Source organism: Croceicoccus bisphenolivorans, from assembly GCF_001634625.1.
Classification (GTDB): Bacteria; Pseudomonadota; Alphaproteobacteria; order Sphingomonadales; family Sphingomonadaceae; genus Croceicoccus; species Croceicoccus bisphenolivorans.
The window spans coordinates 286101-307369 of record NZ_LRSE01000004.1; the positions used below are offsets into that span (position 1 = coordinate 286101).

Consider the following 21269-nt stretch of genomic DNA (forward strand, 5'->3'; position numbering starts at 1 on the left):
TGGATCTATTGAACGTAAAATGTCAGGGGGCTAAGTGTGACCGACGAAAAAGAGCCATTTGCATATCTTATTGTTAAAAAAGACCCCGGATCTCCATTTTGGCCGTTCGCATTCGGTCGGATGGATTATATCCGTAAAGTAAAAGAAAAGTGGGCATCAGAACCTAGTGAAGATGAAGTCTCTGAGTCGGATGATCTAAAAGGTCAGGTCGAACCTAATGATGGAGATTTTACTCATCAATCGACACTTACTGATGCATTAGAGGCTAGTGTTGATTTTGGCCTTGCGCAACATGAACTTATCCAAGCTGCCGTTATCGGCCCATTGATGATAAGAATTGTAACGGCGCGTGACATTTACGGTCCGATCATTGAAGAAAAGATTCCCGTCGAAGTCGACGAAGAATGTTCAATATACCCTGTCTCGGAAACCGAAATGACTGAGGTGAGGAGACGTCAAGAGCGCTACGACAATGTGATTAATGGCATGGGTCGATTTCCGTCAGCAACACTTCTAAGTGTAGTTGCGACATTCGATACCCTCATTGTCGATATTCTTTCAAAAATGCTCCTTTTGCAAAAAGATTGGCTTGAAAAGTCAAATCGTACCGTACCTCTTTCACGACTTTCGTCCGCTGAAAGCTTGGAAGAAATTGTGAGCGAACAAATTACGGAAGAGCTTTATCAATTTTCTAGGGGAAGCCATTCTGAACAGTCGGATTATATCCGCAAAAATTTTGGGGTTGATATTCGAAAGGATTGGAAAAGGTGGCCTAATTACATAGAAATTTTTGAGAGGAGAAACTTGGTTGCGCATGGAGAGAAGGCATTCAATAAGCGATATGTCCAAATTTGTACAGATAACGGTCATTCTGGATTAGAGAAAATCCTCGGCGATGATGTAAAACTTACTGAATCATATTTAAAACAATCTTTAAATATTCTAATAGAGTATTCTATACTTTTATCTTTCTCTCTATTTAGAAAGTTTGTAAAAGAAGATGAAGATAAGGCTTTTATAAACCTCAATCAGGCGGTTTTTAAATTGCTGCAGAGAGAGCATTATGTTGTCGCGGAACGCCTAGCCTCATATGCTTTGAGTTTAAATAAAACCAAAATGACGGCGCAAACTAAATTGATGCTTGTCGTAAATCGTGCAAGCGCTTTGCGTCATGACGGTCGTAATGACGACGCTCTCAAAGTTTTGGATGAGCAAGATTGGACTGCAAGTTCAGATCTTTTTAAATTTTGCGTTTCTGCTGTGCGTGATGACGTCGACCAATTCATTGAAATGATTCCCGCTATGAAAGACGCAGGCGTTATAAATTTGAGCTCAATTTTGGATTGGCCGTGTTTTTCTTTTATGCTCAAGAATCCGATGGTGAGAGAGAAAATTGAGTCAGTTTTCGAGGTTGATCTTCGCAAGCAAGATGAGAAAAGACAGCAAGATGGCGGTCAAAGAGATGAGCATGCAGAGGCGACGAGCGAAGCTGCACCACAGGGATCTGATGATGCCGGCACCGTGCACTGAGCTATTATTTGGCAGGCGGATTTTGCGCTGATTTTATTTTCCTACACCCCGCCCCCTGTGGCTCATCCTGACGGATGACCGAAACCACCCACACCCCGCCCGACCTTCCCTCCAACCTCCCGCACCGGCCTTCCGGCCCGCACTGGACCCGTCCGAAGATGGCCGGTTTCCTGCGTATGCTGGCCGCCACCCACTCCGTATCCGAGGCCGCTCGTTCCGTCGGCATGTCGCGGCAGAGCGCCTATCGCCTGCGCTCCCGCCTGAAGGGCGAGCCGTTCGACATCGCTTGGGAAACTGCCTTTCGCCACGGCTATGACAATCTGGCCCATGCCGCGCTGGAACGCGCATTGAACGGCGTGGAAGTTCCGCATTACTGCAACGGCGAACTGGTCGGCACCAGCCGCAAGTATGACGAGCGGCTGACCGTGGCCCTGCTCAACATGCGCAACCGCTTCGGCTCTCCCATGCTGGGCCGGTTCGGCGCGATGGCCGAATATATGTCGGAACGGTGGGACGCCCTGATCGAGCGGGTGGAGACCGGCGAACTGGATTGGGACGAGCCGGAATTCGAACGCGACGACGCGAAGGAGGCGACCGAGCTGATCGAACGCTTTACCATCGACGAACTGCCCGCACGGCGGCGGTGATGCGCAACCTGTCACCCGTATCCCGCCCCGCGAAACCCGCAGATTTGCGTGCGTTTTGCCGGATCGGCGCGGGTTACAGGGTGTCACCTTTGTCACCCTGCCGTGCGAAGACGCAGGCTTTCGGCGCGGAACCGGCGGCGGGCGGGGGAGTTTATCCGGCCATGAAGAAACTGATCGCCACCACGGCACTCGCCCCCTGTCTCGCCATGGCTCTCGCAGCCTGTTCGGCCGAAGCGCCGGAGGGCGAGGCGACTGCGCCCGAAGCAACCGAAAACGCCGTGCCAGACGCTGGCGCGACGACGCCTGCATCCGATGCGGCCGCGGTGAAGACGATCGGGCTGGAAGGGCTGGGAACCTTGAAGATCGGCCAGCCGGTGCCCGAAGGCAGCAGCTGGGCCAAGCTGGGCGCGCAGGCTTCCGATACTTGCCTGCTCTACAAGTCGCCGTCCTACCCCGGCGCCTATGCCATTGTGGAGGAAGGCGCGGTTCGCCGGATTTCCATCGGCGAAGGTTCGGACGTGAAGCTGGTGGAAGGCATCGGTGTCGGATCGACCCGCGCGGACGTGGACGCGAACCTGCCCGGTTTTCGCGAAACCCCGCACAAGTACGTGGAAGGCGGCAAGTACCTGACCGCGCCCAACGCCGAAAGCGGCGATCCGGCAGTCCGTTTCGAACTGGGCGCGGACGGCAAGGTAACCGAAATGCACGTCGGCACGATGCCGGTGCTCGGCTATGTAGAGGGTTGTGCCTGAACTCTCAGCGTTTCTTCACGAACTCGGCCCGCAGGACGAGGCCCTTGATACCGGGGTACTTGCAGTCGATTTCCTGCGGGTCGCCGGTAAGGCGGATGGACTTGATCAGGGTGCCCTGTTTCAGCGTCTGGCCCGCGCCCTTGACGGTTAGGTCCTTGATCAGCGTCACCTGGTCGCCATCGGACAGCAGGTTGCCGACTGCGTCGCGAACCTCGACGCTGCCTGCCGCAGCCTGCTTCGCCGCCAGTTCGGAAGCGGGCATCCACTCACCGCTTTCCTCGTCGTAAACGTATTCGTCGTCGCTCATCGTATGGCCCTCCTACGGGCGCAATGGCCGGGCAGGGCGGGAAAAGCCAGCGGCGGGAATCAGCAGGAGTCTTGCGAACCCAATGCCAGCCACATCCTCTCGATATCCGCCACCTCGCACAGGTCCGTTCCGGGGGTGAGGACGGCGGCGGTTCCGGCAGCCATGCCGCGGCGGAAGGCATCGGCCGCATCCATCCCGCTGGCAAGGGCATGGACCATGCCCGCCACGAAACTGTCGCCCGCCCCCGTCGCGCTCCTGACCGGAACGTCGAGCCCGCGCCGGCAAAGAACGCCGCCAGCATGGGCAAGCACGGCCCCGCGATGGCCCAGCGTGACGGCGATCTGCTGCACCTTGCCCGCAGTCACATAGCCGAGCGCTGCATCGCCAACTTCCTGCAGCGTTGCCAGTTTGCGACCGGCCAGTGCCTCGAACTCTCCAAGGCTGGGCTTTGCCAGGAACAGTCCGCCCGCTTCCAGCGCGGCGGCAAGCGGCTCGCCCGAAGTATCTAGCACCACACGCACGCCCCGCGCCGAACACGTGGCGGCGAGGCGCGCGTAGAAATCGACAGGCACGCCGCGCGGCAGCGACCCGCTGGCGACCAGCCAACCGCAATCTGCCCGTTCGGCATAGTCGAGCACCGATTGCCATTCCGCTTCGGAAAGTTCAGGCCCTTCCGGCACGAAGCGGTATTCCTGTCCGGTACTGTGTTCGAACACGGCCAGGCTCATGCGCGTTTCACCAGTGATCGGGATGCAGTGGCGCGGCACGCCGATCCGGTCGATCAGGTCGTCCAGCAGGCCGCCGCTCGCTCCGCCGGCGCAGTAGGCCCCCGTGACCGGAGCGCCCAAGCGTTGCAGAACCCGCGCCACATTGATCCCGCCGCCGCCGGGATCATAGCGTTCGTTGCTCGTCCTGATCTTGTGGGTCGGATGGACCTGCTCGGCTTCGCAGGCACCGTCGATGGCGGGGTTCAGGGTGAGGGTGAGGATCGGCTCCATCCGATGCTTCATGCCGTGCCGGTCGCTATCGGCGCAAGCGTTTCAGGCCGGACCTTTTGCATCTTCCTTCAGCATGGCGGCAGCTTTTTCCGCAATCATCATGACAGGCGCGTTGGTGTTGCCCGACGTAATCGCGGGCATGACGGAAGCATCGACAACGCGCAGCCCCCGCGTGCCGGTGACGCGGAGCCGCGCGTCGGTCACCGTGCCCATTGCTGCGGTGCCCACTGGGTGAAAGATGGTGGTCGCGATATCACCGATCGCGTGATCGAGGTCGCGGTCATCCCGTACATCGGCACCGGGCCTGATTTCGCGTGGGGTGTAGCAGGAGAGCGCAGGCTGCGCGACGATATCGCGGGTCAATCGCACGGCGCGGCGGGCGACCATGCGATCCGCTTCCGTCGCGAGGTAGTTCGGGCGGATCGTCGCGTGACTGGCCACTGCGGCGTCTGCGATATGGCTGGACCCGCGGCTGGTGGGGCGCAGGTTGCAGACGCTTGCGGTGAAGGCGGGAAACTTGTCCAGCGCCCCGCCAAATGCCTCCAGGCTGAGCGGCTGGACATGATATTCCAGATCCGCACTCGCGATGTCCGGCGACGATTTCGCGAACATGCCAAGCTGGCTTGGCGCCATCGCCATCGGGCCGGAACGGTTGAACAGATATTCGATGCCGATCAGCGCCTTGCCCCAAATCGTGGATGCGCGAACGTTGAGAGTTGATACCCCCGTCACGGTCCATGCACAGCGAACCTGCAGGTGATCCTGAAGGTTCTCGCCGACTTGCGGGCTGTGCACGACCGATGCGATGCCCATTTCGCGCAGCCGGTCTGCGTCGCCGATGCCGCTGCGTTCAAGGATCGAGGGTGAGCCGATTGCGCCTGCGGCAAGCAGCACTTCGCCGGTTGCACGTGTTTCGCAAGGGGTGTCCCCGTGCTGCCAGCGAATGCCCGTCGCGCGAATTCCATCGAACATCACGCGATCGACATGCGCGTTCGTTACGATCTTGAGGTTCGGCCTGCCTTTCGCGGGACGGAGAAAGGCGTCAGCCGCGCTCCACCGCATGCCGCGTCTCTGGGTAACCTCGAACAGGCCCGATCCGAAATTGTCGCCATCGTTGAAGTCGTCCGTAGGCGGAATGCCTGCCTCATCTGCGGCGCGCTGAAAGGCATCGAGGATATCCCAGCGAAGGCGTTGCCGTTCGACCCGGATCTCTCCGCCGCTGCCGTGAAACGGTGTATCGCCCGCAAAGTGGTTTTCCGCCTTGCGGAACAGCGGCAGGACATCGTCCCAGCCCCAGCCGGACAGGCCCATCTGCCGCCAGCTGTCATAGTCGCCCGCCTGCCCGCGCATGTAGATCATGCCGTTGATGGACGAGCATCCGCCCAGCACGCGCCCGCGCGGATAGCGCAGGGAACGACCGTTGAGGCCCGGCTCCTCCGCCGTGTTCATGCACCAGTCGGTTCGCGGATTGCCGATGCAGTAAAGGTACCCGACGGGGATGCGGATCCAGTGGTAATTGTCGCGCCCACCCGCTTCCAGCAGCAGCACGCGCGTCGACGGGTTTTCGCTCAACCTGTTGGCCAGAACGCATCCGGCGCTGCCCGCGCCTACGACGATATAATCGAAGCTCTCCACTCGGCACAGGCCAGCACATTCGCGGCATAACGGCAAGCCGAGACGTATGTGCGGCACACCGGCAGGAGCCAATCGCCCCGCGGCGCGTTGTCATGGCATGAGGATGCCGACAACTATTGCCCTGCCGCTGATCGTGACTGTGCTGGCTCTTGCCGGATGCGGTTCGCAGCCCGATGCCGAACATTCCGGCACCGAAGCACCCGCAACACCGCAAGCGCCGGTCAGCCCGCCAGCCCATGTCGATCCGGACCATCCCGATGCCCCGCCGCCGGTCCCGCTGGCGGCAGACCTGACGCGTAACGAATGGGCGACTGCGCAAAACAAGGGCGAATGTGCGCCGCTGGTCCTCACCAGCGATGGCGGAGCGCCGGCCGAGGCGCGCCGGGCCAACTTCGGCGGCGGGTGGGGAATTGCCTTCGATACCGAAGACGTGCGGTCCGCTTACGGAGTGGCCGGGCCGGGCATTGTAGGCGCGGACAGGGCCGACGGGCAGGAAGCACGCCTGCGCGGACAGTGGCCCTATTTCACGATGCTGGAAAACCTGCCGCAACCGTCATTCGCGGGTTACGGGCTGGAAGGGGCGCGGCCGTATCGCGAGGAGGTACCGGACGGGGTCTCGGAAAACTCGCTTGCCTACGTCCATGTCGCGGGGCAGGCCTGTACTTATAACGTCTGGAGCCGGCTGGGCCGTGCGCACCTTGAGGTTCTGATGCAATCGTTAAGGCCCGGGCCAAAGGAATAGGCCACAATCGCGTCCGCTCTTTTGGGCAAGAGAAAAGAGGCAGGGTCAAACCCCGCCCCTTTCAATTCGCTATCAGCGCTGAGCGACGAGAACCTTGCCGAGCGGTTCGACCGAAGCGCGCGAGAACGAAACGTACTGGCCGTTGAAGGTGCCGCGAACGTGCGTGTCCGAAACCACGAGGCGGAATTCGGCGCCGTCGCTGGTCTTGCCGGTCACGACCTGGCGTTCGCCAGCCGGAGCAACGGTGTAGGTGTATTCCGAGCCGTCGTACCGGAACGAGTTCTGCTCGGCTTCCGAAGCGGAGGCGACGGTCGGGAGAGCGGCAGCAGCGGCGAGGGCGAGGGAGAGAACGGTCTTAAACATGAAGCAATTCCTTTTTGTGTTAGGGATTGCCTCCAAACATCCATATCTTGTGCATCGCAGCATATAGCGATGCTGCATCGCCGCAATTGCAATGTCAGTGCAACAATTGCATTTTTTGCAAGCGCCACTTAACGCCGCGTTAGCTTCCCGTCAGAACAGCCCCGGCACCTCGCGTTGTGCAGTCGATGGGCGCGGGCTTGCCAGCAGGGCGCGTCTTGCGGCCACCGACTGGGTTGATTGCCCGCCACTGGCGATCGCCTGGCATGATCGTCCTGCAAGAAAGTCGATCGCTGCCGAGATGGATGCTTCGGCCGGGTCGCCCAACGGGTCGGTATAGTCGTCGTTAGCCTGACAGGTCACCGGAACCGATGCGGCAAGACCGGTGAAATAGTCCGCGTTGCCATCGGCATTTTCCGTCCGGAAGGCCACAACCCGCATCCGGTCGTCGCAAGCGGGATTGTCGATACCGAACTGTCCCACCGGTTTGCCGTAAGTGTTGGCGCCTACAAGCGCCATGTTGGTGCCAAGATAGGGAAGCATCGAATTGATGACGAGTTCGCTCGCCGATGCCGTGCCGCCGCGTCCGATGAAGGCGACCTTGACCGGCGCCACGGCTTCGGGCTGCGCTTCGAACAGGCGGGTGCTGTTGAACTCTGCCGCCTTTGACGGGCGAACAGTCATCCGGCTCCACACCTGGCCGACGTTGTCACGGCCCATCAGGTCGCCCATCACGTCTGCAATCGCGACCAGCCCGCCACCGTTGTAGCGCAAGTCGATGATGAACTTGTCGATGCCTTGCGCGCGGAACGAATCGAATGCCGCCCGCAGATCCGGCTCGGCCGTGTCGATGAACGTACGCAGGTTGATGTAACCGGCGCGCACGCCGCCGGCATCGATGATCTTCGCCCCGTAGCGATCGGAAACGGGATCGAGTGCGAAGTCGGTCTTGCTCAACGCCACGATACCGAGGCCTTCCACCTCGAGATATCGCGTGACGCCGGGATCGGACGGGCCCAACGCCTCACTGATGCCGTAGCTGCCGTCCGATGCCAGAATGTCGGCAACATCGCGCATCGTGCCCGCACTGGTGCCGATCGCAACGATACGGCTGCCCCGGTCTATGCCTGCCGCAAGTGCCGGTGCGCCTTCGAATGCCTCGAGAACGACCAGACTGCTGCTATCCAGAGCCAGTCGCATGCCGAAACCTGCCGTCGAACCCGATGCGTAGTAGGCATTTTCTTCGGCGATCGAGGTGATGTAGGTGAAGTAACGATCCTTCGACTGCGCACGGGCCGGTGCGACCAGCGCGTTTATATAATCCTGCACCGTGGCATAGCTTGCCGGGTTGGCCCCGGTGTTGACGAGGTCAGGGAAGAGGTACCATTGATCGATGACTTCGCGCGCGAACTGCTTGCGCGCGGAAAGCGAACAGGCGCTGGTAGTTTGCGAAGGGCTGGGTGTCGGCGTGACAACATTCGACCCGACGGTACCGCCGGACGATGACCCGCCACTTCCGCCCCCACAAGCCGCCAGAAGGGCTGTTGCTGCCGCGACCAAAGGTAACCTGTGCGTTGTCAATTGCATCCCACCTGCGAATTGGCGCGGCGTGCGCGGCCCGTGATCCAAACCGGTTTTACATGCAACCGGTTAGCTTAATTTCGGATGAGCGTGTTCCCCGGTTCGCCCGCCGCTTCCAGCAGCGCGCGCGCGATGATGCCTAGCCCGCGCACCATGTCGTGCAAATCCATCGCTGCCGCAGCTACATCCGCAAGAGGCGAGCGCGACAAGGCGGGGCAATGGACGAACAGGCCGATAGGGCCGTCCTTTCCCGAACAGGGGCCGGTCAGCGCCGCGTGATAGAGGTGGTTGCACACGTACCCGCCTGCATCGTGCGAGATCGCCACGGGAAGCCCTGCGTCCGTAACCCGCGCGGCGATACGGGCAAGGTCGATGACGCACTGCGCATCGGGGGCGTCGCTAGCTTGCGGCAAGTTGCCGGCGGCATCGACGCGGTCGGGCAGGCATGCGGCGGTGGCACGCGCTTCCAGCACCAGACCGGTCGCATGGCGGCTATATCCGGTCATGAGGAGAGCGGCCGGCAAGGGAACCATTGCATCGCAGAGCTGGCGCGGGGCACGTCCATAGACAGTGGGCAAGAGGACATGGCGAGCGTTTGACAAAACTTCGTCACGGGCGTCGGGCAACGATCCTAACAGCGTCTCTGTCGGATTCTCCGCAACGCCGGGAAAGGATGCAAAGGCGGTTATCACTAGGTCGTCTGCCATATGCGAAGCTTCGATCCTAACCGCCCTCTGGTCAAGTTTCTAAATGAATAGCATATTAACCGCTGTGCACCCACAATGAATGATAGATTAATGCTGATTTCGTCATTCGTTAATATTGATATATACTCGTTTATAATCAGATCAACTTATCCTTCATTTGCTTTCGTCTTATCGCAAATCTTGGGATTTGGCGGATCGGGATCTGACAAATACTGTTAATCCCTCCGCTATGACGAAAAACAAGATCCAGATCCGCCCCGCCAGCAGCGCTATTGCGACTGCATTGGCACTTGTAGCAGCCCCGTCGCTCGCGCAGGAAACCGCAACCGGAGAGCCGGTTGTGATCGCCGAACTGCCGGAAGCAACATCGACGATCAGCCAGCCGCAGATCATCGTACCCGATGCGATCCCGACGGGAACAGCGACGGTCACGCCAGATTTGGCCGTGCCCGTCGTTCTGCCGGCTGACACGGCCGAAGAAACGCCGGCGACCACATCTTCGGCAGCGACTGCTGCAACCACGGCGTCCGCCACCCGCACGGTCGCGACAACCGCTGCACGGCCCGCGGTCATTGCCCCTGCCGATCCATCGCCCGTAGCGAACGCGGACTTTGCCGAAGAGACCGGGGCAGCAGCCGTGCCGGTGATCGAGGATGGCGAGGGGCTGGAAGGAGCCGCTGCGCTCGCGGCAACGGATACTGCGACGGCACGGCCCGCGACATCGGGGCTGGAGAGTTCGCAATCGAACGCAGACCTGGCGATGGCGGGAGGGGCGCTTGCGCTTGGTTTCGGCTTCGTCGGGCTGTTCATGGCGGGCGCGTCGCGTCGCAGGCGGCGTGCACGTCCCGGGGTGGCGGAAGTGCGGCATGAACCCGTTGTCACGCCTGTCCGCGATGCCGCGGATGGGCGGGTGGCGGATAACAGGCCCGCAGCTGCGGCCACTGCCGCCACCCCGGTTTTTGCGCTCAGCCACTCGGTTGGCAAAGACCCCTATGTAAGCAAATGGGACGATCCTGCCTATGTCACTGCGTCGCCAACAGTTGGTGTTGCGGGACGCTCGGTTCCCAATACACCGCAGGGGCGCAAGGCGCTGATCGACCGGCTGGTCCGTGCCCGTCCGGACAGGACGAACCCGTTTCGCTCGCCTTCGGCACGCCGCCGCCGTGCCCGGCTGATCGTGCAGAGCCTGAAGCAGAAGCTAACCGAGCAGCCGAACCTCGATTTCCGGCGGTTTTACGATTCGTTCGGTCGCCGCAGGCCTGCCAAGGCCTGACTATTCCTACGATTCGGGTACTCATGAGGCGGTTTGCAAGCCTGCAAGCCGCCTCTGAGACGTTCAAAAGGCATCTTAACCGGGCAAAACGGGTGCCGCGCCCCTCGCAAGGGGGCATTTTTTCCCATATTTCCGAGGATGGATGATCGCCCTCCACCGGATCGTCCGAATTTAAGCCTGTTTTGAAATTCGCCAGAAGAGTTGCGTACCCGATGTCCGATTGCCCCACTTGGCTGAAATCCGCGATAGCCGATGCCCGTGATGGCGACGGCGCGTTGAGCGTGGCGCGGCTGGGCAGTGCGGACCGGTTGGGCGCAGGCGACCTGAAACTAACGAGCGCAGCCTTCGCCGATGGCGAGGATCTCGATCCCTGCTTCACCGCGGACGAGGAAGACGCCGTCGCACCGCCGCTGGAATGGAGCCAGCCTCCGGCAGGCACGATGGAGATGGCGCTGATAGTCGAGGATGCGGATGCATCGGCGAAGTGTCACTGGCTGGTATTCGGTATCGCGCCACAGCGCGGCAAGCTGATGGAGGGGGAAACCCCGCCTCGCACCGGCAAGAACGGTGCCGGCAATTCGGACTGGCTGCTGCCCGCCCCGCCGCAAGAGGACGAGCCGCACCGCTTTGTATTCCAGCTCTATGCGCTTGATGCGCCGCTTGGCCTGTCGCCGGGCGCATCGCGCAAGGCACTGACAGAAGCGATGGAGGGCCACGTGCTCTCCGTCGCCCTGCTCACGGCGACATATGCCCGTGAAACCGAAATCGAAGACTGGGACGACATCGAGGTGGAATAGGTCCGCCTTCGACTAGTCTCCATTTAGAAGGGAGCCGAACATGGCCGCCAAGAACAATGCTATCAACAAGCCGGTCGCGGTCTCGCCGACGCTGGAGGAGATCGTGGGCAAGGGTCCGATGTCCCGTGGCGAGGTGACTTCCAAGGTCTGGGAATACATCAAGAAGCACGACCTTCAGGCGAAGGACGACAAGCGCATGATCGAGCCCGACGCCAAGCTGGGCGCTGTCATCGGCAACGAGAAGATCTCGATGTTCAAGATGACCGCTGCGGTGTCGAAGCACCTCGGCTAAGGCTTCCGCGTTGTCCGGCGGGGCCAGTCGATGACCCCGCCGGACCATAGGGCCAGCCAGATCAGCACCGGTTGCAAGACCATCCGGGGCAAGTGATAGGCAAGCCCTACGCCATGATCGGGGCGGGCAAGATCCATGATCATGTGGTTCACGTTCGCGGGCCACACGCACAGTGCATAGAGAGCAAGGCCGGTTGCTCCGGCCCGTCGCAGCGTTGGCGACCATCCCTGTGCCAGCGCCGCCGCGCCGAACAATTCGGCAATCCCCGTCCAGAACACGACCGTTTCGGGCATGGGCACCCAGCCAGGCGTGATCTTCACGAACGGTTCGGGCATCGCGAGATGGGCGACCCCCGCAACCACGTACAGCGCTGCCAGCACCCACCGCGCGATCGTGCGCGCTGCCCTGCCTGTTTGTAACGTCATCGCGCTCGTATGGCCGGTTCAGGCGGGATGATGCAATGACGGCTGCGACAGTTCATTTGCGCCTGATGTCGATCCTGCCAAGGATGCGCACGAAATAGGCGGTCGACCAGCCAAGCAGGATGATGCCGCAAATCCCCTCCAGCGCGCCGACAACCCGCCAGTCCCGCGCCATCGCGACATCGTCGTATCCGATCGCACCGTAGGAAATGATCGAGTAGTAGACCGCCGTCTCTAGTGTCGGCAGCGCCCCCACATAGCGGAAGAACAGCGCGAACAGCCAGATTTCCACGCCGTGGATGATGAACAGCGCATAGACGATCGCCAGCGTGACGAGGATCCCGCGCACGGACACCGGCGGCAGGTGGGTCACGCGTTGGCTTTCATCGGAAGGGTGGACGAAGTGCGTAAGCAGGGCGAGGCCGAGGCCGTGAAAGGTGACGCAAAGCATGATCACCGCCGTTGCCCAGCCAAGCTGCGGCATCAGCATCTGTATCGTTTCGACGGTCTTGTCGTCCAAGTCGGGCCTCCTGCCCGAGAGTTCGCAGGCTGTCGGCGTTCAGGTCAAGAGTTGCAGTGTCCGCGGATCGCGCTCTCCGCGATAGAAAGCATCCAATATTGCAGCGAAAGGCCCGGTGTCGGTGGCCGCGCGTTCGAACAGCGTCATACTGCTCTGCAGCTTCATCGCGTCGATCGGCGCGAGTATGGTGACGGCATCGCGTTCACCGGCCCAGCCCATCAACGCGTTACAGCATTCGATAAGGCGCGGCCCCAGAAGAGGGTGCTCCAGATAGGCTTTCGCCTCGGCCAGATCGGCAATCGCGAAGAAGCGGGCCATGTCGCTGCGGCCAAGCCCGGCGAGTTGGGGGAAGACAAACCACATCCAGTGGGTCCGCTTGGTTCCGGCGCGCAGTTCGGCATGCGCGCGATCGTAGACGCCTTCCTGTGCCTTCAGGAAACGATCCAGACCGGTGCCGCCCGGTGTGTTCATCAGCGCCTGGCCCCCGTCATCGGTCTAGCCCTTGTGTTCGGGAAGGCCCTCGCGACTGGTAGCGGCGATGTCCTCCAGTTGGCGTGCGGACATGCTATCGTACATGTCCTTCGACGCGCCCTGAAGGTCGTTTACCTTGATCTCTCCGCGCTTGGCCGACAGCGCCGCGCCGGCGGCTTTCTGCTGAGCTTTGGAAACTGCGGGCATCAGGCTGCTTCCAGTTCGGAACCCAGCTTCAGCACCTCGTCACCGTCCTCCTGCCGGATGAGATAGGCCGGGTTGTCGGCACTGCCGTTGCGGGTAATCGTGCTGCCTTTCAGTGTACGCTCGACCTCTCGTTCGAACCGTTCGCTGATCTGGCCCGTGGCGGTGCCGTTGCCCCAGCTCCACTTCACGTGCTGGTCCTTGCGGAACTTGTTGTCCGCCATCATTCGGCCCCTGCCTCTGTACCAGTAGCGGCATTGGCGGGTGGATTGCTGGTAAGCTCGGCACCGCTAGGCGCGGGGTCGTCGGCAGTGGCGGCGCCGGTCACCCAGACCACGGTCATTGCCGCTGCGGCAAGGAACAGGCTGATCAGCAGCACATAGCGCACGATATGCGGCGTGCTGCCGGCGCGGGCCTCGGTAGTAGTGACGTCGACTTGGTCGCCGTGGCGTTCCATGAAAAACTCCTGTCTTTTCGCGTTTCTGGCTGGCCGTTGGCGTGCATTTCAGCACCGGCCTTCAAGGCAAAAACGCGCCCCCCGACGGATCGGTTCCATCGGGAGGCAGGAGAGGGGACGTGCCGCTTAGGGACGAAGCAGTTCGTTGATGCTGGTCTTCGAACGGGTCTGCGCGTCAACGGTCTTCACGATCACCGCGCAATAGAGCGAGGGGCCGGGCGTACCGTCGGGCAGGGGCTTGCCGGGCATCGCGCCGGGAACTACGACCGAATAGGGGGGCACCTTGCCCATGTGAATTTCGCCGGTGGCGCGATCGACGATGCGGGTAGAGGCACCGAGGTAGACGCCCATGGAAAGCACCGCGCCTTCGCCGACATGCACGCCTTCGGCCACTTCGGAACGGGCGCCGATGAAGCAGTTGTCCTCGATGATGACGGGGCCTGCCTGCAGCGGTTCGAGCACGCCGCCGATGCCTGCGCCGCCCGAAAGGTGCACGTTCTTGCCGATCTGCGCGCACGAGCCGACAGTGGCCCAGGTGTCGACCATCGTGCCTTCATCGACAAAAGCGCCGATGTTCACGAAGCTCGGCATCAGGACCACGCCCTTGGCGATGTAGCTGCCGCGTCGTGCGACCGCGCCGGGCACCACGCGAAAACCGGCTTCGGAAAAGCGGGTGTCGCTCCACCCTGCAAACTTCGACGGCACCTTGTCATAGGCCGGTGCGCCCGCTGCACCATCAGGCACGATTTCATTGTCGTTGAGGCGGAACGAGAGCAGCACGGCTTTCTTCAGCCACTGGTTCACGATCCACTCGCCGTCCTTCTTTTCGGCAACGCGCGCCGTGCCGGCATCCAGCATGGCCAGCGCCTTTTCCACGTTCTCGCGCACTTCCACGCTTTCGGGCGTGACATTGGCACGATCCTCGAAGGCGGTATCGATGGCGGCAATCAGGGCGGCGTTGTCGGACATGGCATTTCCTCGGCAATCATCGGCCCCGCGCGGGATCGGCAAGGGCTGAACAGGGCAGAACTCGGCTTGCCGCCTAGCCTCGGATCGCCTTGCGGGCAATGGTGCAATGGCTGCAAGTGCGGAGAGGAGGCGTCCGGACGCTCGCGTTCACGCGATGTCCACCACTTGTCGGCTAGATAGAGTATGCGGGAGGCATGTCGTGGCAGGATCGCGAAACGGCATGCATCATAATCGTTTGGCGCGCAGGGACAGCACGAAGACACCATGATGGGACGTTTGCCGAGTTTTGGCCTTCGCGGAGCATTGACCGCGATTTCGACGGTTTCATTCCTGGCACTTGCAGCCTGTGGAGGCGGGGGATCCGGTGGCGGCGTCATTTCGACGCCCGCGCCCACGCCTGCTCCCAGTCCGACACCCGCCCCTGCGCCCGCGCCAAGCCCGACGCCGACCGCGACCAATTTCAACACGCAGGAATACCGCGATTCGGACGGCAAGGCGCAGCACAACGCGATCTATGCCTGGCAAGAGGGGTATTCGGGCGACGGCGTTGCGATCGGCATCGTCGACACAGGCATCGACGTGGACAACCCGCAATTTGCCGGTCGTATCTCTGCCGCGTCTGCGGATGTCGCGGGTAGTCGCGGAGTGAACGATGTCGACGGGCACGGCACAAACGTGGCGATCGTGGCGGCAGCGGCGCGCGACAACAGTGGCGTGATGGGTATGGCCTATGAGGCCACGATCATCGCTCTGCGCGCCGACGAACCGGGCAGTTGCGCCGCAGCCGATCCAAGCGATCCTTCATCGGGTTGTTCGTTTTTCGACAGCGACATCGCCCGCGGTGTCGATGCGGCGGTGGCTGCGGGCGCGCGCGTCGTGAACCTCTCGCTTGGCGGTTCGGCACCGACCCAGCAATTGCGCGATGCCGTCGCGCGGGCAGGTGAAGCCGGCGTGGTCGTGGTGGTATCGGCAGGGAACGATGGTGCTTCGACCGATCCGCAGATCGATCCCGACAACCCCGACCCCTTTGCCAGCGGCCTTCGCGCGGCAGCACCCGAAAACGTGATCATCGTCGGTTCGGTGGACGCGAACGATACGATTTCCAGCTTCAGCAACCGTGCCGGCAGCGATGCCCAGTTCTACATCACTGCGCGGGGCGAGGATGTGTGCTGTGTCTACGACAACGGTGAGATCTATACCGAGGTGTCGGGCGGGGCGGAGTATGTCTACGTCCTCTACGGCACCAGTTTCTCGGCGCCGCAAGTGGCGGGTGCGGCCGCGCTTCTGGCGCAGGCTTTCCCGAACCTGACTGGCGCGGAAATCGTGGACCTGATCCTGCTGGGCGCGCGCGATGCCGGGGCGGCGGGTGTCGATCCGGTCTACGGGCACGGTGTTCTGGACATCGAACGGTCTTTCGCTCCGCAGGGTACGACTTCGCTGGCCGGCACGGGGATCGCGGTTTCGCTTGGCGAAGGAACGGGCGTGACCAGTGCGGCGATGGGCGATGCCGTCGCGCGCGCCAGCATCGGCACCGTGATTACCGACAAGTATGACCGGGCTTACGGGTTGGACCTGGCCTCTGGCCTGTCCCGCGCCCGCGTGGAGCCGAAGCTTTACGGCGCGGTCAACGGGCGGACGCAGGGGCTGGAGATCGAAGCGGGCAGCGCATCGCTGGCTTTCACGGTAGATCCCGGTGCAGTGCGGGCGGCCGCGCCCGTTCCGCTGCGGCTCGATACAGAGAACGTCGATCGCGCGCGCCTGCTTGCGGCGCGGCTCGGTGCGCGCATCGCACCCGGCACCCAATTCGCTTTCGCGCTGCGCGAGGGCGCGCGCGGGCTGGAAGCGGGACTTGCCGGACAGTCCCGCCCCGCGTTCCTCGTCGCGGGTGAGGCGGGCAACGACATGGGCTTCGTCGCCCGCCGCGACGGGGCGGTTGCGGTGCGGCAGGCATTTGGCGATTTCGGGCTGACCGTGTCTGGCGAAAGCGGCAAGGTCTGGACTGATCCGCTTGGCGGTCAGACCCGTCTGCAAGGCGAAACCGGCGATTTCACCCGCTATACGGCCAGGTTCGACTGGTCGGGGAATGCGCTGGCATTGTCGGCGGCAGCAAGCTGGCTGGCAGAGGAAGAGACGATGCTGGGCGCGCGCCTTGCCGACAACTTCGGCGCGGGCGGTGCGGACAGCGTGTTCCTTGATGCAACGGCAAGCATCCGTCCGGCACGCGGCTGGTCGCTTTCCGCAGATTACCGGCACGGTTTTACCAGCGCCGATGCAATGGGTCTGGTCGCGGAAGGGTCGAAATTCCAGAGCAGCGCGTGGAGCGTGGATGTCGAGCGCAGGGGTGTTTTCGCTGGTGCCGATGGCCTCGGTTTTCGGGTGTCGCAGCCGCTGCGGGTGGAATCGGGCGGGCTCGGCCTGAAGCTGCCGGTGGGCTACGATTACGCCAGCGAAACGGCATCGTTCGGCGTGCGCGAACTGTCGCTCGCTCCTTCGGGACGCGAACGGATCGCCGAACTGCGTTGGTTCGGGCCGTTGGCGGGCGGCAACGTCACCGCCAGCCTGTTCTTCCGCACCGATCCCGGCCACGTCGCCGCCTTGCCCGATGACAAGGGCGGCGCGATCCGCTGGTTCGCGAAGTTCTAGGGGTCAGGCCAGTTTTAGCGCGTCAGGCTCCGGGCGGCGGGCCTGCCATCAATCCGCGCACGAAGTTGACGAGGCCGGTTTGCCGTTCGCGCCGCATGCGTTCGGCGTGCAGGATTTCACGCACCTGCGCAAAACAGCTATCAACGTCGTCATTGACCACGACGTAGCGATATTCGGACCAGTGGCTGATTTCCGCGCGGGCGCGTTCCATGCGCGCCTCGATCACCTTGGCATCGTCGGTGCCGCGCGATTCGAGGCGGCGGCGCAGTTCATCGATGCTGGGCGGCAGGATGAAGACCGGCACCACGTCCTCGCTCGCCCGCTGGTTCAGCTGCTGCGTTCCCTGCCAGTCGATGTCGAACAGGAAGTCCTTGCCTTCCTTCATGCCGTTCCAGATCTGCGCCTTGGGCGTGCCGTAGCTGTGGCCGAAGACATGCGCCCATTCCAGGAAGGCGTGCTCATCCACCATCGTGTCGAACGTGGGCTGGTCGACAAAATGATAGTCCTTCCCTTCCACTTCGCCCGGTCGCATCGGGCGGGTGGTGGCGGAAACGGAAAGGCGCAGGTCATCGTCCGCGGCCAGCAGCTTGCGTGCGATGGTGGTCTTGCCCGCGCCCGATGGGGAGGACAGGATGAACATCAGGCCGCGCCGCTGTAGCGACGCCCCTTCGGGATCGTGGGCCGGATCGTGGCGTTCTGCAGTCATGCGCGCTGATGGCCGCGAGAAGGCGGGCCGGTCAAGTTCGATGCGCGAATCTTTACCGTGTTTCGGCCGGTAAACCGGTGCGGGCTACTTTTCGGAACGTTCCATCTGCTCGCGGATCTGCTTGCGCCCTTCCGAGCGTGCTTCCCGCGTGCCGACGGTCCGGTCGTAGAACGACTTGCCGAGGATCCCTGCGCCCACGATGATCGCGCCGGGGACGGAACGTGTCGCGATCCGCGCAACCGCGACTGCGGCCAGCGTCTGCGCCATCGACCTGCCTTCGACCACCTTTTCGGCGTCTTCCCGGCTGTAACGCGTGCGCAGCAAGGCTTTTTCCGTGAAATGACGGGCAAGCCGCCCGGCACCGCGCAGGGCGATGTCGGTCACGATCAGGTTGGTCATCGGATTGGGGCTGAGCCCGGGGATACGGCGCTTGGGCATTGTGGTCCTCTTGTCGCTGTCCGGCGCCGTTCAGGCGGGATCGACGCGCCGGACCTTACTTCTTCTTCCCGAAATCGACAGTCACGACGTTCGAGCCGTCGTCCGGGGTTACCGGAGAAACGTCGCCGACGCCTGCCTGTTCCGAATCGTTTTCGGCATCTTCGTGCGGTTCGGGCGAACGATCCGCGTCGATCGCCTGGAACTGCAGGCCGAAATCGACTGCGGGATCGACGAAAGCGGTGATCGCGCCGAACGGGATCACCAGCTTGGCCGGAACGGCATTGAAGCTGAGGCCGACCGAGAAACGGTCGTCTTCCACCGTCAGGTCCCAGAACTTGTTCTGCAGCACGATCGTCATCTCGTCCGGAAAGCGGGCGCGCAGGTCCGCCGGGATCGAGACGCCGACAGCGCCGGTCTTGAACGTGATGTAGAAGTGGTGCGAACCGGGAAGCTCGCTTCCGGCGGCCTCCACCTCGCGCAGGACGCGGCCGACGACTGCGCGCAGGGCCTCCTGCACGATTTCGTCGTAGGGGATCAGGCTGTCGGGCGGTGCTTCGCTCATACGGGCCGGATTGACCCTTTGGCCGCGCGCGGTCAAGCTGGAAATGCGCAATTTGCCTTGCCCGAAAGCGGAAATGCGCCCTTGCGGCAACACCGGGCAGGGGAACGATCTGCGCGACATCACAATGGATTGCACGCGATTCGCCCCCGCCGCGTCGCTTCGTGTCTTGCACCGGTGCGCAACGCGCTTATAGCGGGCGCCATGCGTACCGGATCGATCTCTCGAAAGACCAAGGAAACCGCCATCGAAGTGGCCGTGAACCTCGACGGCACGGGCGAATACGACATCGCCACGGGCGTCGGTTTCCTCGACCATATGGTGGAGCAATTTTCGCGCCATTCGCTGATCGACGTGACGTTGAAAGTCGATGGCGACTTGCACGTGGACCAGCACCACACGGTGGAAGACAGCGCCATCGCGCTGGGCGAGGCGATCCTGCAAGCCCTTGGCGAAAAACGCGGAATCGCGCGATATGGCGCGGCCTATTCGCCGATGGACGAAACGCTGGCCCGTGTCGCGCTGGATATTTCCGGCAGGCCCTACCTCGTATGGAAGGCTGGCTTTTCGCAGCCGCGCCTTGGCGAGATGGATACCGAGCTGTTCGAACACTGGTTCCATTCGATCGCGCAGGCCGCGGGCATCACGCTGCACATCGAACTGCTTTACGGGCAGAACAACCATCACATCATCGAGGGGATCTACAAGGGATTCGCCCGCGCGATGCGTTCGGCCGTCGAACTCGATCCGCGCAAGGGCGATGCCGTCCCCTCCACCAAGGGCCTGCTCGGAAAGGGCACGATAGAGGCCTGATGCCATGCCCGGACATGTCGCACTGATCGATTACGGCGCGGGCAACCTGCAGTCCGTGGCCAATGCGCTGAAGGCCGCCGGTGCGCCTCTCGTCAAGGTTACCGACAAGCCCGATGTCGTGCTTGCGGCAGAGCGTGTCGTCCTGCCCGGTGTGGGCGCGTTCGGCGCCTGCGCGCGCGCCTTGCGCGGCATATCCGGTATGGTCGAGGCGATGGAGCAGCGGGTGCTGGATGAAGGCGCACCGTTCCTTGGCATCTGCGTCGGCATGCAACTCCTCGCCTCGCGCGGGGTGGAGCACGGCGTTCACAAGGGGCTGGACTGGATCGGCGGCGAAGTCATCGCGATCGAAGTCACCGATCCGGCGATAAAAGTGCCGCACATGGGCTGGAACGACGTTGCGGCGATGAAGCACCGCGACGGGGCCGGCCTGATCGAGCGGGGGGAGGCCTATTTCCTCCACTCCTACCATTTCGTGCCGGATGAAGGCCGCGACATTGCCGCGATCACCGATCACGGCGGCGCGATCACCGCCGCCGTTGCGCGCGACAACATTCTGGGCGTCCAGTTCCATCCGGAAAAGAGCCAGCGCTACGGCATCGAATTGCTGGAGCGGTGGCTGGACTGGAAGCCTTGAGTTTTTAGTGGCGTCTGACCGCCGATGCCGACCAACCTTGGCGCTTTGGGTGCCTATGAAGAGAAGTTGCGTATGATCGTATTCCCCGCAATCGACCTCAAGGGCGGGCAGGTCGTCCGGCTTGCCGAAGGCGATATGGACCGCGCCACCGTTTATGGCGACAATCCCGCCGCGCAGGCGAAGATCTTTGCCGAGGCTGGCGCGATGCACCTCCACGTCGTCGATCTCGACGGGTCGTTCGCCGGAGAGGCGCGCAATCGGGAGGCGGTGGAAGCCATCGTCGATGCGTTCGAAGGTTACGTCCAGCTTGGCGGCGGCATCCGCACTCCGCAAGTGGTGGAGGCATGGTTCGACGCAGGCGTGGCGCGCATCGTGATGGGCACTGCCGCGCTGAAAGATCCGCAGTTCGTGAAGGACATGGCAAAGGAATATCCCGGTGGCATCGTCGTCGCGGTCGACGCGAAAGACGGCATGGTGGCCACTGCTGGCTGGGCCGATGTGTCGGACGTGCCGGTGGTCGACATGGCCCGCCGGTTCGAGGATGCGGGCGTCACCAGCCTGCTGTTCACCGACATCGGGCGCGACGGCATGCTGAAGGGTTGCAATATCGAGGCGACGGTCGACCTTGCCCGCGCGGTCGATATTCCGGTGATCGCCAGCGGCGGGGTGAAGGGGCTGGACGATATCCGCATGCTCTCCCTCTATGCCAATGACGGGATCGAGGGGGTCATCACCGGTCGCGCGATCTATGACGGGCGGCTCGACCTTGCCACCGCGCTGAAGATGGCCGCTGCCGCCTGATCGCGCTATGA

Annotated in this window: 27 protein-coding genes; 11 read left to right on the forward strand and 16 right to left on the reverse strand. The window is 62.4% G+C overall.

All coding sequences use genetic code 11. The features are described 5' to 3' along the window. Window positions 1-36: 36 nt before the first annotated feature. The 3 genes from A7A77_RS17780 to A7A77_RS06200 all read left to right on the forward strand — a co-directional run bounded on the left by A7A77_RS17780 (window position 37) and on the right by A7A77_RS06200 (window position 2929). On the forward strand, window positions 37-1530 hold the full coding sequence (locus A7A77_RS17780; protein WP_156500452.1) for a hypothetical protein: 1494 nt from the start codon (window positions 37-39) through the stop codon (window positions 1528-1530). A gap of 74 nt (window positions 1531-1604) precedes the next feature. Further along, complete coding sequence (locus A7A77_RS06195; protein ID WP_066555325.1) at window positions 1605-2177, forward strand: hypothetical protein; 573 nt, start codon at window positions 1605-1607, stop codon at window positions 2175-2177. Window positions 2178-2338: 161 nt separating this feature from the next. After that, window positions 2339-2929 (forward strand): hypothetical protein, encoded by a 591-nt coding sequence (locus A7A77_RS06200; protein ID WP_066555495.1) that lies wholly within the window; start codon window positions 2339-2341, stop codon window positions 2927-2929. 4 nt (window positions 2930-2933) lie between these two features. On the opposite strand, the gene A7A77_RS06205 is transcribed toward A7A77_RS06200, so the two are convergent. The 3 genes from A7A77_RS06205 to A7A77_RS06215 are packed head-to-tail and all read right to left on the reverse strand — an operon-like array spanning window position 2934 to window position 5869. Next, window positions 2934-3236 (reverse strand): alkylphosphonate utilization protein, encoded by a 303-nt coding sequence (locus tag A7A77_RS06205; RefSeq protein WP_066555328.1) that lies wholly within the window; start codon window positions 3234-3236, stop codon window positions 2934-2936. Between the two features lie 59 nt (window positions 3237-3295). After that, the gene (locus A7A77_RS06210; protein ID WP_245638405.1) at window positions 3296-4246 is read right to left on the reverse strand and encodes a 1-phosphofructokinase family hexose kinase; all 951 of its coding nucleotides are present in this window, start codon (window positions 4244-4246) and stop codon (window positions 3296-3298) included. Between the two features lie 30 nt (window positions 4247-4276). After that, window positions 4277-5869: a GMC family oxidoreductase gene (locus A7A77_RS06215; RefSeq protein WP_066555333.1), complete on the reverse strand. Its 1593-nt coding sequence runs from the start codon at window positions 5867-5869 to the stop codon at window positions 4277-4279. A 103-nt stretch (window positions 5870-5972) separates the two neighbouring features. On the opposite strand from A7A77_RS06215, the gene A7A77_RS06220 reads away from it, so the two are divergent. Then, a complete protein-coding gene (locus A7A77_RS06220; protein WP_066555335.1) occupies window positions 5973-6611 on the forward strand; it encodes a hypothetical protein in 639 nt (212 codons plus the stop codon). Window positions 6612-6683: 72 nt separating this feature from the next. Here A7A77_RS06220 and A7A77_RS06225 read toward each other — a convergent pair whose 3' ends face one another. The 3 genes from A7A77_RS06225 to A7A77_RS06235 all read right to left on the reverse strand — a co-directional run bounded on the left by A7A77_RS06225 (window position 6684) and on the right by A7A77_RS06235 (window position 9259). Further along, complete coding sequence (locus tag A7A77_RS06225) at window positions 6684-6974, reverse strand: hypothetical protein (RefSeq protein ID WP_066555338.1); 291 nt, start codon at window positions 6972-6974, stop codon at window positions 6684-6686. 150 nt (window positions 6975-7124) lie between these two features. Further along, window positions 7125-8531 carry a S41 family peptidase gene (locus A7A77_RS06230; protein ID WP_245638406.1) on the reverse strand — a complete coding sequence of 469 codons (1407 nt, stop codon included), beginning with the start codon at window positions 8529-8531 and terminating at the stop codon, window positions 7125-7127. Window positions 8532-8626: 95 nt separating this feature from the next. Next, window positions 8627-9259 (reverse strand): pyroglutamyl-peptidase I family protein, encoded by a 633-nt coding sequence (locus A7A77_RS06235; protein WP_082835945.1) that lies wholly within the window; start codon window positions 9257-9259, stop codon window positions 8627-8629. A gap of 229 nt (window positions 9260-9488) precedes the next feature. Here A7A77_RS06235 and A7A77_RS06240 point away from each other — a divergent pair, with 229 nt between their 5' ends. From A7A77_RS06240 to A7A77_RS06250, 3 genes are all read left to right on the forward strand, one after another. Further along, the gene (locus A7A77_RS06240) at window positions 9489-10532 is read left to right on the forward strand and encodes a hypothetical protein (protein WP_066555348.1); all 1044 of its coding nucleotides are present in this window, start codon (window positions 9489-9491) and stop codon (window positions 10530-10532) included. Between the two features lie 212 nt (window positions 10533-10744). Next, on the forward strand, window positions 10745-11329 hold the full coding sequence (locus A7A77_RS06245) for a YbhB/YbcL family Raf kinase inhibitor-like protein (RefSeq protein WP_066555350.1): 585 nt from the start codon (window positions 10745-10747) through the stop codon (window positions 11327-11329). A 40-nt stretch (window positions 11330-11369) separates the two neighbouring features. Continuing rightward, complete coding sequence (locus A7A77_RS06250; RefSeq protein ID WP_066555351.1) at window positions 11370-11621, forward strand: SWIB/MDM2 domain-containing protein; 252 nt, start codon at window positions 11370-11372, stop codon at window positions 11619-11621. On the opposite strand, the gene A7A77_RS06255 is transcribed toward A7A77_RS06250, so the two are convergent. From A7A77_RS06255 to dapD, 7 genes are all read right to left on the reverse strand, one after another. Beyond that, entirely contained in the window at window positions 11618-12046 is a 429-nt protein-coding gene (locus A7A77_RS06255) for a DoxX family protein (protein ID WP_066555353.1), read from the reverse strand. The genes A7A77_RS06250 and A7A77_RS06255 overlap by 4 nt on opposite strands. Before the next feature lie 52 nt (window positions 12047-12098). Further along, a complete protein-coding gene (locus A7A77_RS06260; RefSeq protein ID WP_082835946.1) occupies window positions 12099-12563 on the reverse strand; it encodes an ion channel in 465 nt (154 codons plus the stop codon). A 39-nt stretch (window positions 12564-12602) separates the two neighbouring features. Then, a complete protein-coding gene (locus tag A7A77_RS06265) occupies window positions 12603-13034 on the reverse strand; it encodes a DUF1810 domain-containing protein (RefSeq protein WP_066555355.1) in 432 nt (143 codons plus the stop codon). A 24-nt stretch (window positions 13035-13058) separates the two neighbouring features. Further along, complete coding sequence (locus A7A77_RS06270) at window positions 13059-13241, reverse strand: DUF3008 family protein (RefSeq protein ID WP_066555356.1); 183 nt, start codon at window positions 13239-13241, stop codon at window positions 13059-13061. Further along, window positions 13241-13465 (reverse strand): hypervirulence associated TUDOR domain-containing protein, encoded by a 225-nt coding sequence (locus A7A77_RS06275; RefSeq protein ID WP_066555357.1) that lies wholly within the window; start codon window positions 13463-13465, stop codon window positions 13241-13243. Before A7A77_RS06275 ends, A7A77_RS06270 begins: the two co-directional genes overlap by 1 nt. Beyond that, window positions 13462-13695 (reverse strand): hypothetical protein, encoded by a 234-nt coding sequence (locus tag A7A77_RS06280; protein ID WP_066555360.1) that lies wholly within the window; start codon window positions 13693-13695, stop codon window positions 13462-13464. Before A7A77_RS06280 ends, A7A77_RS06275 begins: the two co-directional genes overlap by 4 nt. 126 nt (window positions 13696-13821) lie before the next feature. Next, window positions 13822-14664, reverse strand: coding sequence for a 2,3,4,5-tetrahydropyridine-2,6-dicarboxylate N-succinyltransferase (gene dapD, locus A7A77_RS06285; protein WP_066555361.1), 843 nt, complete (start codon window positions 14662-14664; stop codon window positions 13822-13824). Between the two features lie 264 nt (window positions 14665-14928). Between dapD and A7A77_RS06290 the strand changes: the two genes are divergently transcribed. Beyond that, window positions 14929-17307, forward strand: coding sequence for a S8 family peptidase (locus A7A77_RS06290; protein WP_281179990.1), 2379 nt, complete (start codon window positions 14929-14931; stop codon window positions 17305-17307). 22 nt (window positions 17308-17329) lie between these two features. Here the strand turns inward: A7A77_RS06290 and gmk are convergent, their stop codons facing one another. The 3 genes from gmk to A7A77_RS06305 all read right to left on the reverse strand — a co-directional run bounded on the left by gmk (window position 17330) and on the right by A7A77_RS06305 (window position 19013). Further along, on the reverse strand, window positions 17330-18013 hold the full coding sequence (gene gmk, locus A7A77_RS06295; protein WP_066555362.1) for a guanylate kinase: 684 nt from the start codon (window positions 18011-18013) through the stop codon (window positions 17330-17332). A gap of 84 nt (window positions 18014-18097) precedes the next feature. Further along, window positions 18098-18451 carry a hypothetical protein gene (locus A7A77_RS06300; RefSeq protein WP_066555364.1) on the reverse strand — a complete coding sequence of 118 codons (354 nt, stop codon included), beginning with the start codon at window positions 18449-18451 and terminating at the stop codon, window positions 18098-18100. Window positions 18452-18506: 55 nt separating this feature from the next. Further along, complete coding sequence (locus A7A77_RS06305; protein WP_066555369.1) at window positions 18507-19013, reverse strand: SspB family protein; 507 nt, start codon at window positions 19011-19013, stop codon at window positions 18507-18509. A 201-nt stretch (window positions 19014-19214) separates the two neighbouring features. Here A7A77_RS06305 and hisB point away from each other — a divergent pair, with 201 nt between their 5' ends. The 3 genes from hisB to hisA all read left to right on the forward strand — a co-directional run bounded on the left by hisB (window position 19215) and on the right by hisA (window position 21258). Continuing rightward, a complete protein-coding gene (hisB, locus tag A7A77_RS06310; RefSeq protein ID WP_066555373.1) occupies window positions 19215-19823 on the forward strand; it encodes an imidazoleglycerol-phosphate dehydratase HisB in 609 nt (202 codons plus the stop codon). A 4-nt stretch (window positions 19824-19827) separates the two neighbouring features. Beyond that, complete coding sequence (gene hisH / locus A7A77_RS06315) at window positions 19828-20457, forward strand: imidazole glycerol phosphate synthase subunit HisH (protein ID WP_066555376.1); 630 nt, start codon at window positions 19828-19830, stop codon at window positions 20455-20457. 72 nt (window positions 20458-20529) lie between these two features. Then, window positions 20530-21258: a 1-(5-phosphoribosyl)-5-[(5-phosphoribosylamino)methylideneamino]imidazole-4-carboxamide isomerase gene (hisA, locus tag A7A77_RS06320; RefSeq protein WP_066555500.1), complete on the forward strand. Its 729-nt coding sequence runs from the start codon at window positions 20530-20532 to the stop codon at window positions 21256-21258. The last annotated feature ends 11 nt before the right edge of the window (window positions 21259-21269 follow it).

What these genes read in the sequence shown, in the direction of transcription:
- A7A77_RS06300 (WP_066555364.1), bottom strand. Translation starts at nt 18,451, where the DNA reads ATGCCCAAGCGCCGTATCCCCGGGCTCAGCCCCAATCCGATGACCAAC.
- A7A77_RS06235 (WP_082835945.1), bottom strand. Translation starts at nt 9,259, where the DNA reads ATGGCAGACGACCTAGTGATAACCGCCTTTGCATCCTTTCCCGGCGTT.
- A7A77_RS06275 (WP_066555357.1), bottom strand. Translation starts at nt 13,465, where the DNA reads ATGATGGCGGACAACAAGTTCCGCAAGGACCAGCACGTGAAGTGGAGC.
- hisH (WP_066555376.1), top strand. Translation starts at nt 19,828, where the DNA reads ATGCCCGGACATGTCGCACTGATCGATTACGGCGCGGGCAACCTGCAG.
- A7A77_RS06240 (WP_066555348.1), top strand. Translation starts at nt 9,489, where the DNA reads ATGACGAAAAACAAGATCCAGATCCGCCCCGCCAGCAGCGCTATTGCG.
- A7A77_RS06205 (WP_066555328.1), bottom strand. Translation starts at nt 3,236, where the DNA reads ATGAGCGACGACGAATACGTTTACGACGAGGAAAGCGGTGAGTGGATG.
- A7A77_RS06210 (WP_245638405.1), bottom strand. Translation starts at nt 4,246, where the DNA reads ATGAAGCATCGGATGGAGCCGATCCTCACCCTCACCCTGAACCCCGCC.
- A7A77_RS06280 (WP_066555360.1), bottom strand. Translation starts at nt 13,695, where the DNA reads ATGGAACGCCACGGCGACCAAGTCGACGTCACTACTACCGAGGCCCGC.
- A7A77_RS06305 (WP_066555369.1), bottom strand. Translation starts at nt 19,013, where the DNA reads ATGAGCGAAGCACCGCCCGACAGCCTGATCCCCTACGACGAAATCGTG.
- A7A77_RS06220 (WP_066555335.1), top strand. Translation starts at nt 5,973, where the DNA reads ATGCCGACAACTATTGCCCTGCCGCTGATCGTGACTGTGCTGGCTCTT.
- A7A77_RS06200 (WP_066555495.1), top strand. Translation starts at nt 2,339, where the DNA reads ATGAAGAAACTGATCGCCACCACGGCACTCGCCCCCTGTCTCGCCATG.
- hisA (WP_066555500.1), top strand. Translation starts at nt 20,530, where the DNA reads ATGATCGTATTCCCCGCAATCGACCTCAAGGGCGGGCAGGTCGTCCGG.
- dapD (WP_066555361.1), bottom strand. Translation starts at nt 14,664, where the DNA reads ATGTCCGACAACGCCGCCCTGATTGCCGCCATCGATACCGCCTTCGAG.
- A7A77_RS06250 (WP_066555351.1), top strand. Translation starts at nt 11,370, where the DNA reads ATGGCCGCCAAGAACAATGCTATCAACAAGCCGGTCGCGGTCTCGCCG.
- A7A77_RS06245 (WP_066555350.1), top strand. Translation starts at nt 10,745, where the DNA reads ATGTCCGATTGCCCCACTTGGCTGAAATCCGCGATAGCCGATGCCCGT.
- A7A77_RS06255 (WP_066555353.1), bottom strand. Translation starts at nt 12,046, where the DNA reads ATGACGTTACAAACAGGCAGGGCAGCGCGCACGATCGCGCGGTGGGTG.
- A7A77_RS06195 (WP_066555325.1), top strand. Translation starts at nt 1,605, where the DNA reads ATGACCGAAACCACCCACACCCCGCCCGACCTTCCCTCCAACCTCCCG.
- hisB (WP_066555373.1), top strand. Translation starts at nt 19,215, where the DNA reads ATGCGTACCGGATCGATCTCTCGAAAGACCAAGGAAACCGCCATCGAA.
- A7A77_RS06265 (WP_066555355.1), bottom strand. Translation starts at nt 13,034, where the DNA reads ATGAACACACCGGGCGGCACCGGTCTGGATCGTTTCCTGAAGGCACAG.
- A7A77_RS06225 (WP_066555338.1), bottom strand. Translation starts at nt 6,974, where the DNA reads ATGTTTAAGACCGTTCTCTCCCTCGCCCTCGCCGCTGCTGCCGCTCTC.
- gmk (WP_066555362.1), bottom strand. Translation starts at nt 18,013, where the DNA reads ATGACTGCAGAACGCCACGATCCGGCCCACGATCCCGAAGGGGCGTCG.
- A7A77_RS06270 (WP_066555356.1), bottom strand. Translation starts at nt 13,241, where the DNA reads ATGCCCGCAGTTTCCAAAGCTCAGCAGAAAGCCGCCGGCGCGGCGCTG.
- A7A77_RS06290 (WP_281179990.1), top strand. Translation starts at nt 14,929, where the DNA reads ATGATGGGACGTTTGCCGAGTTTTGGCCTTCGCGGAGCATTGACCGCG.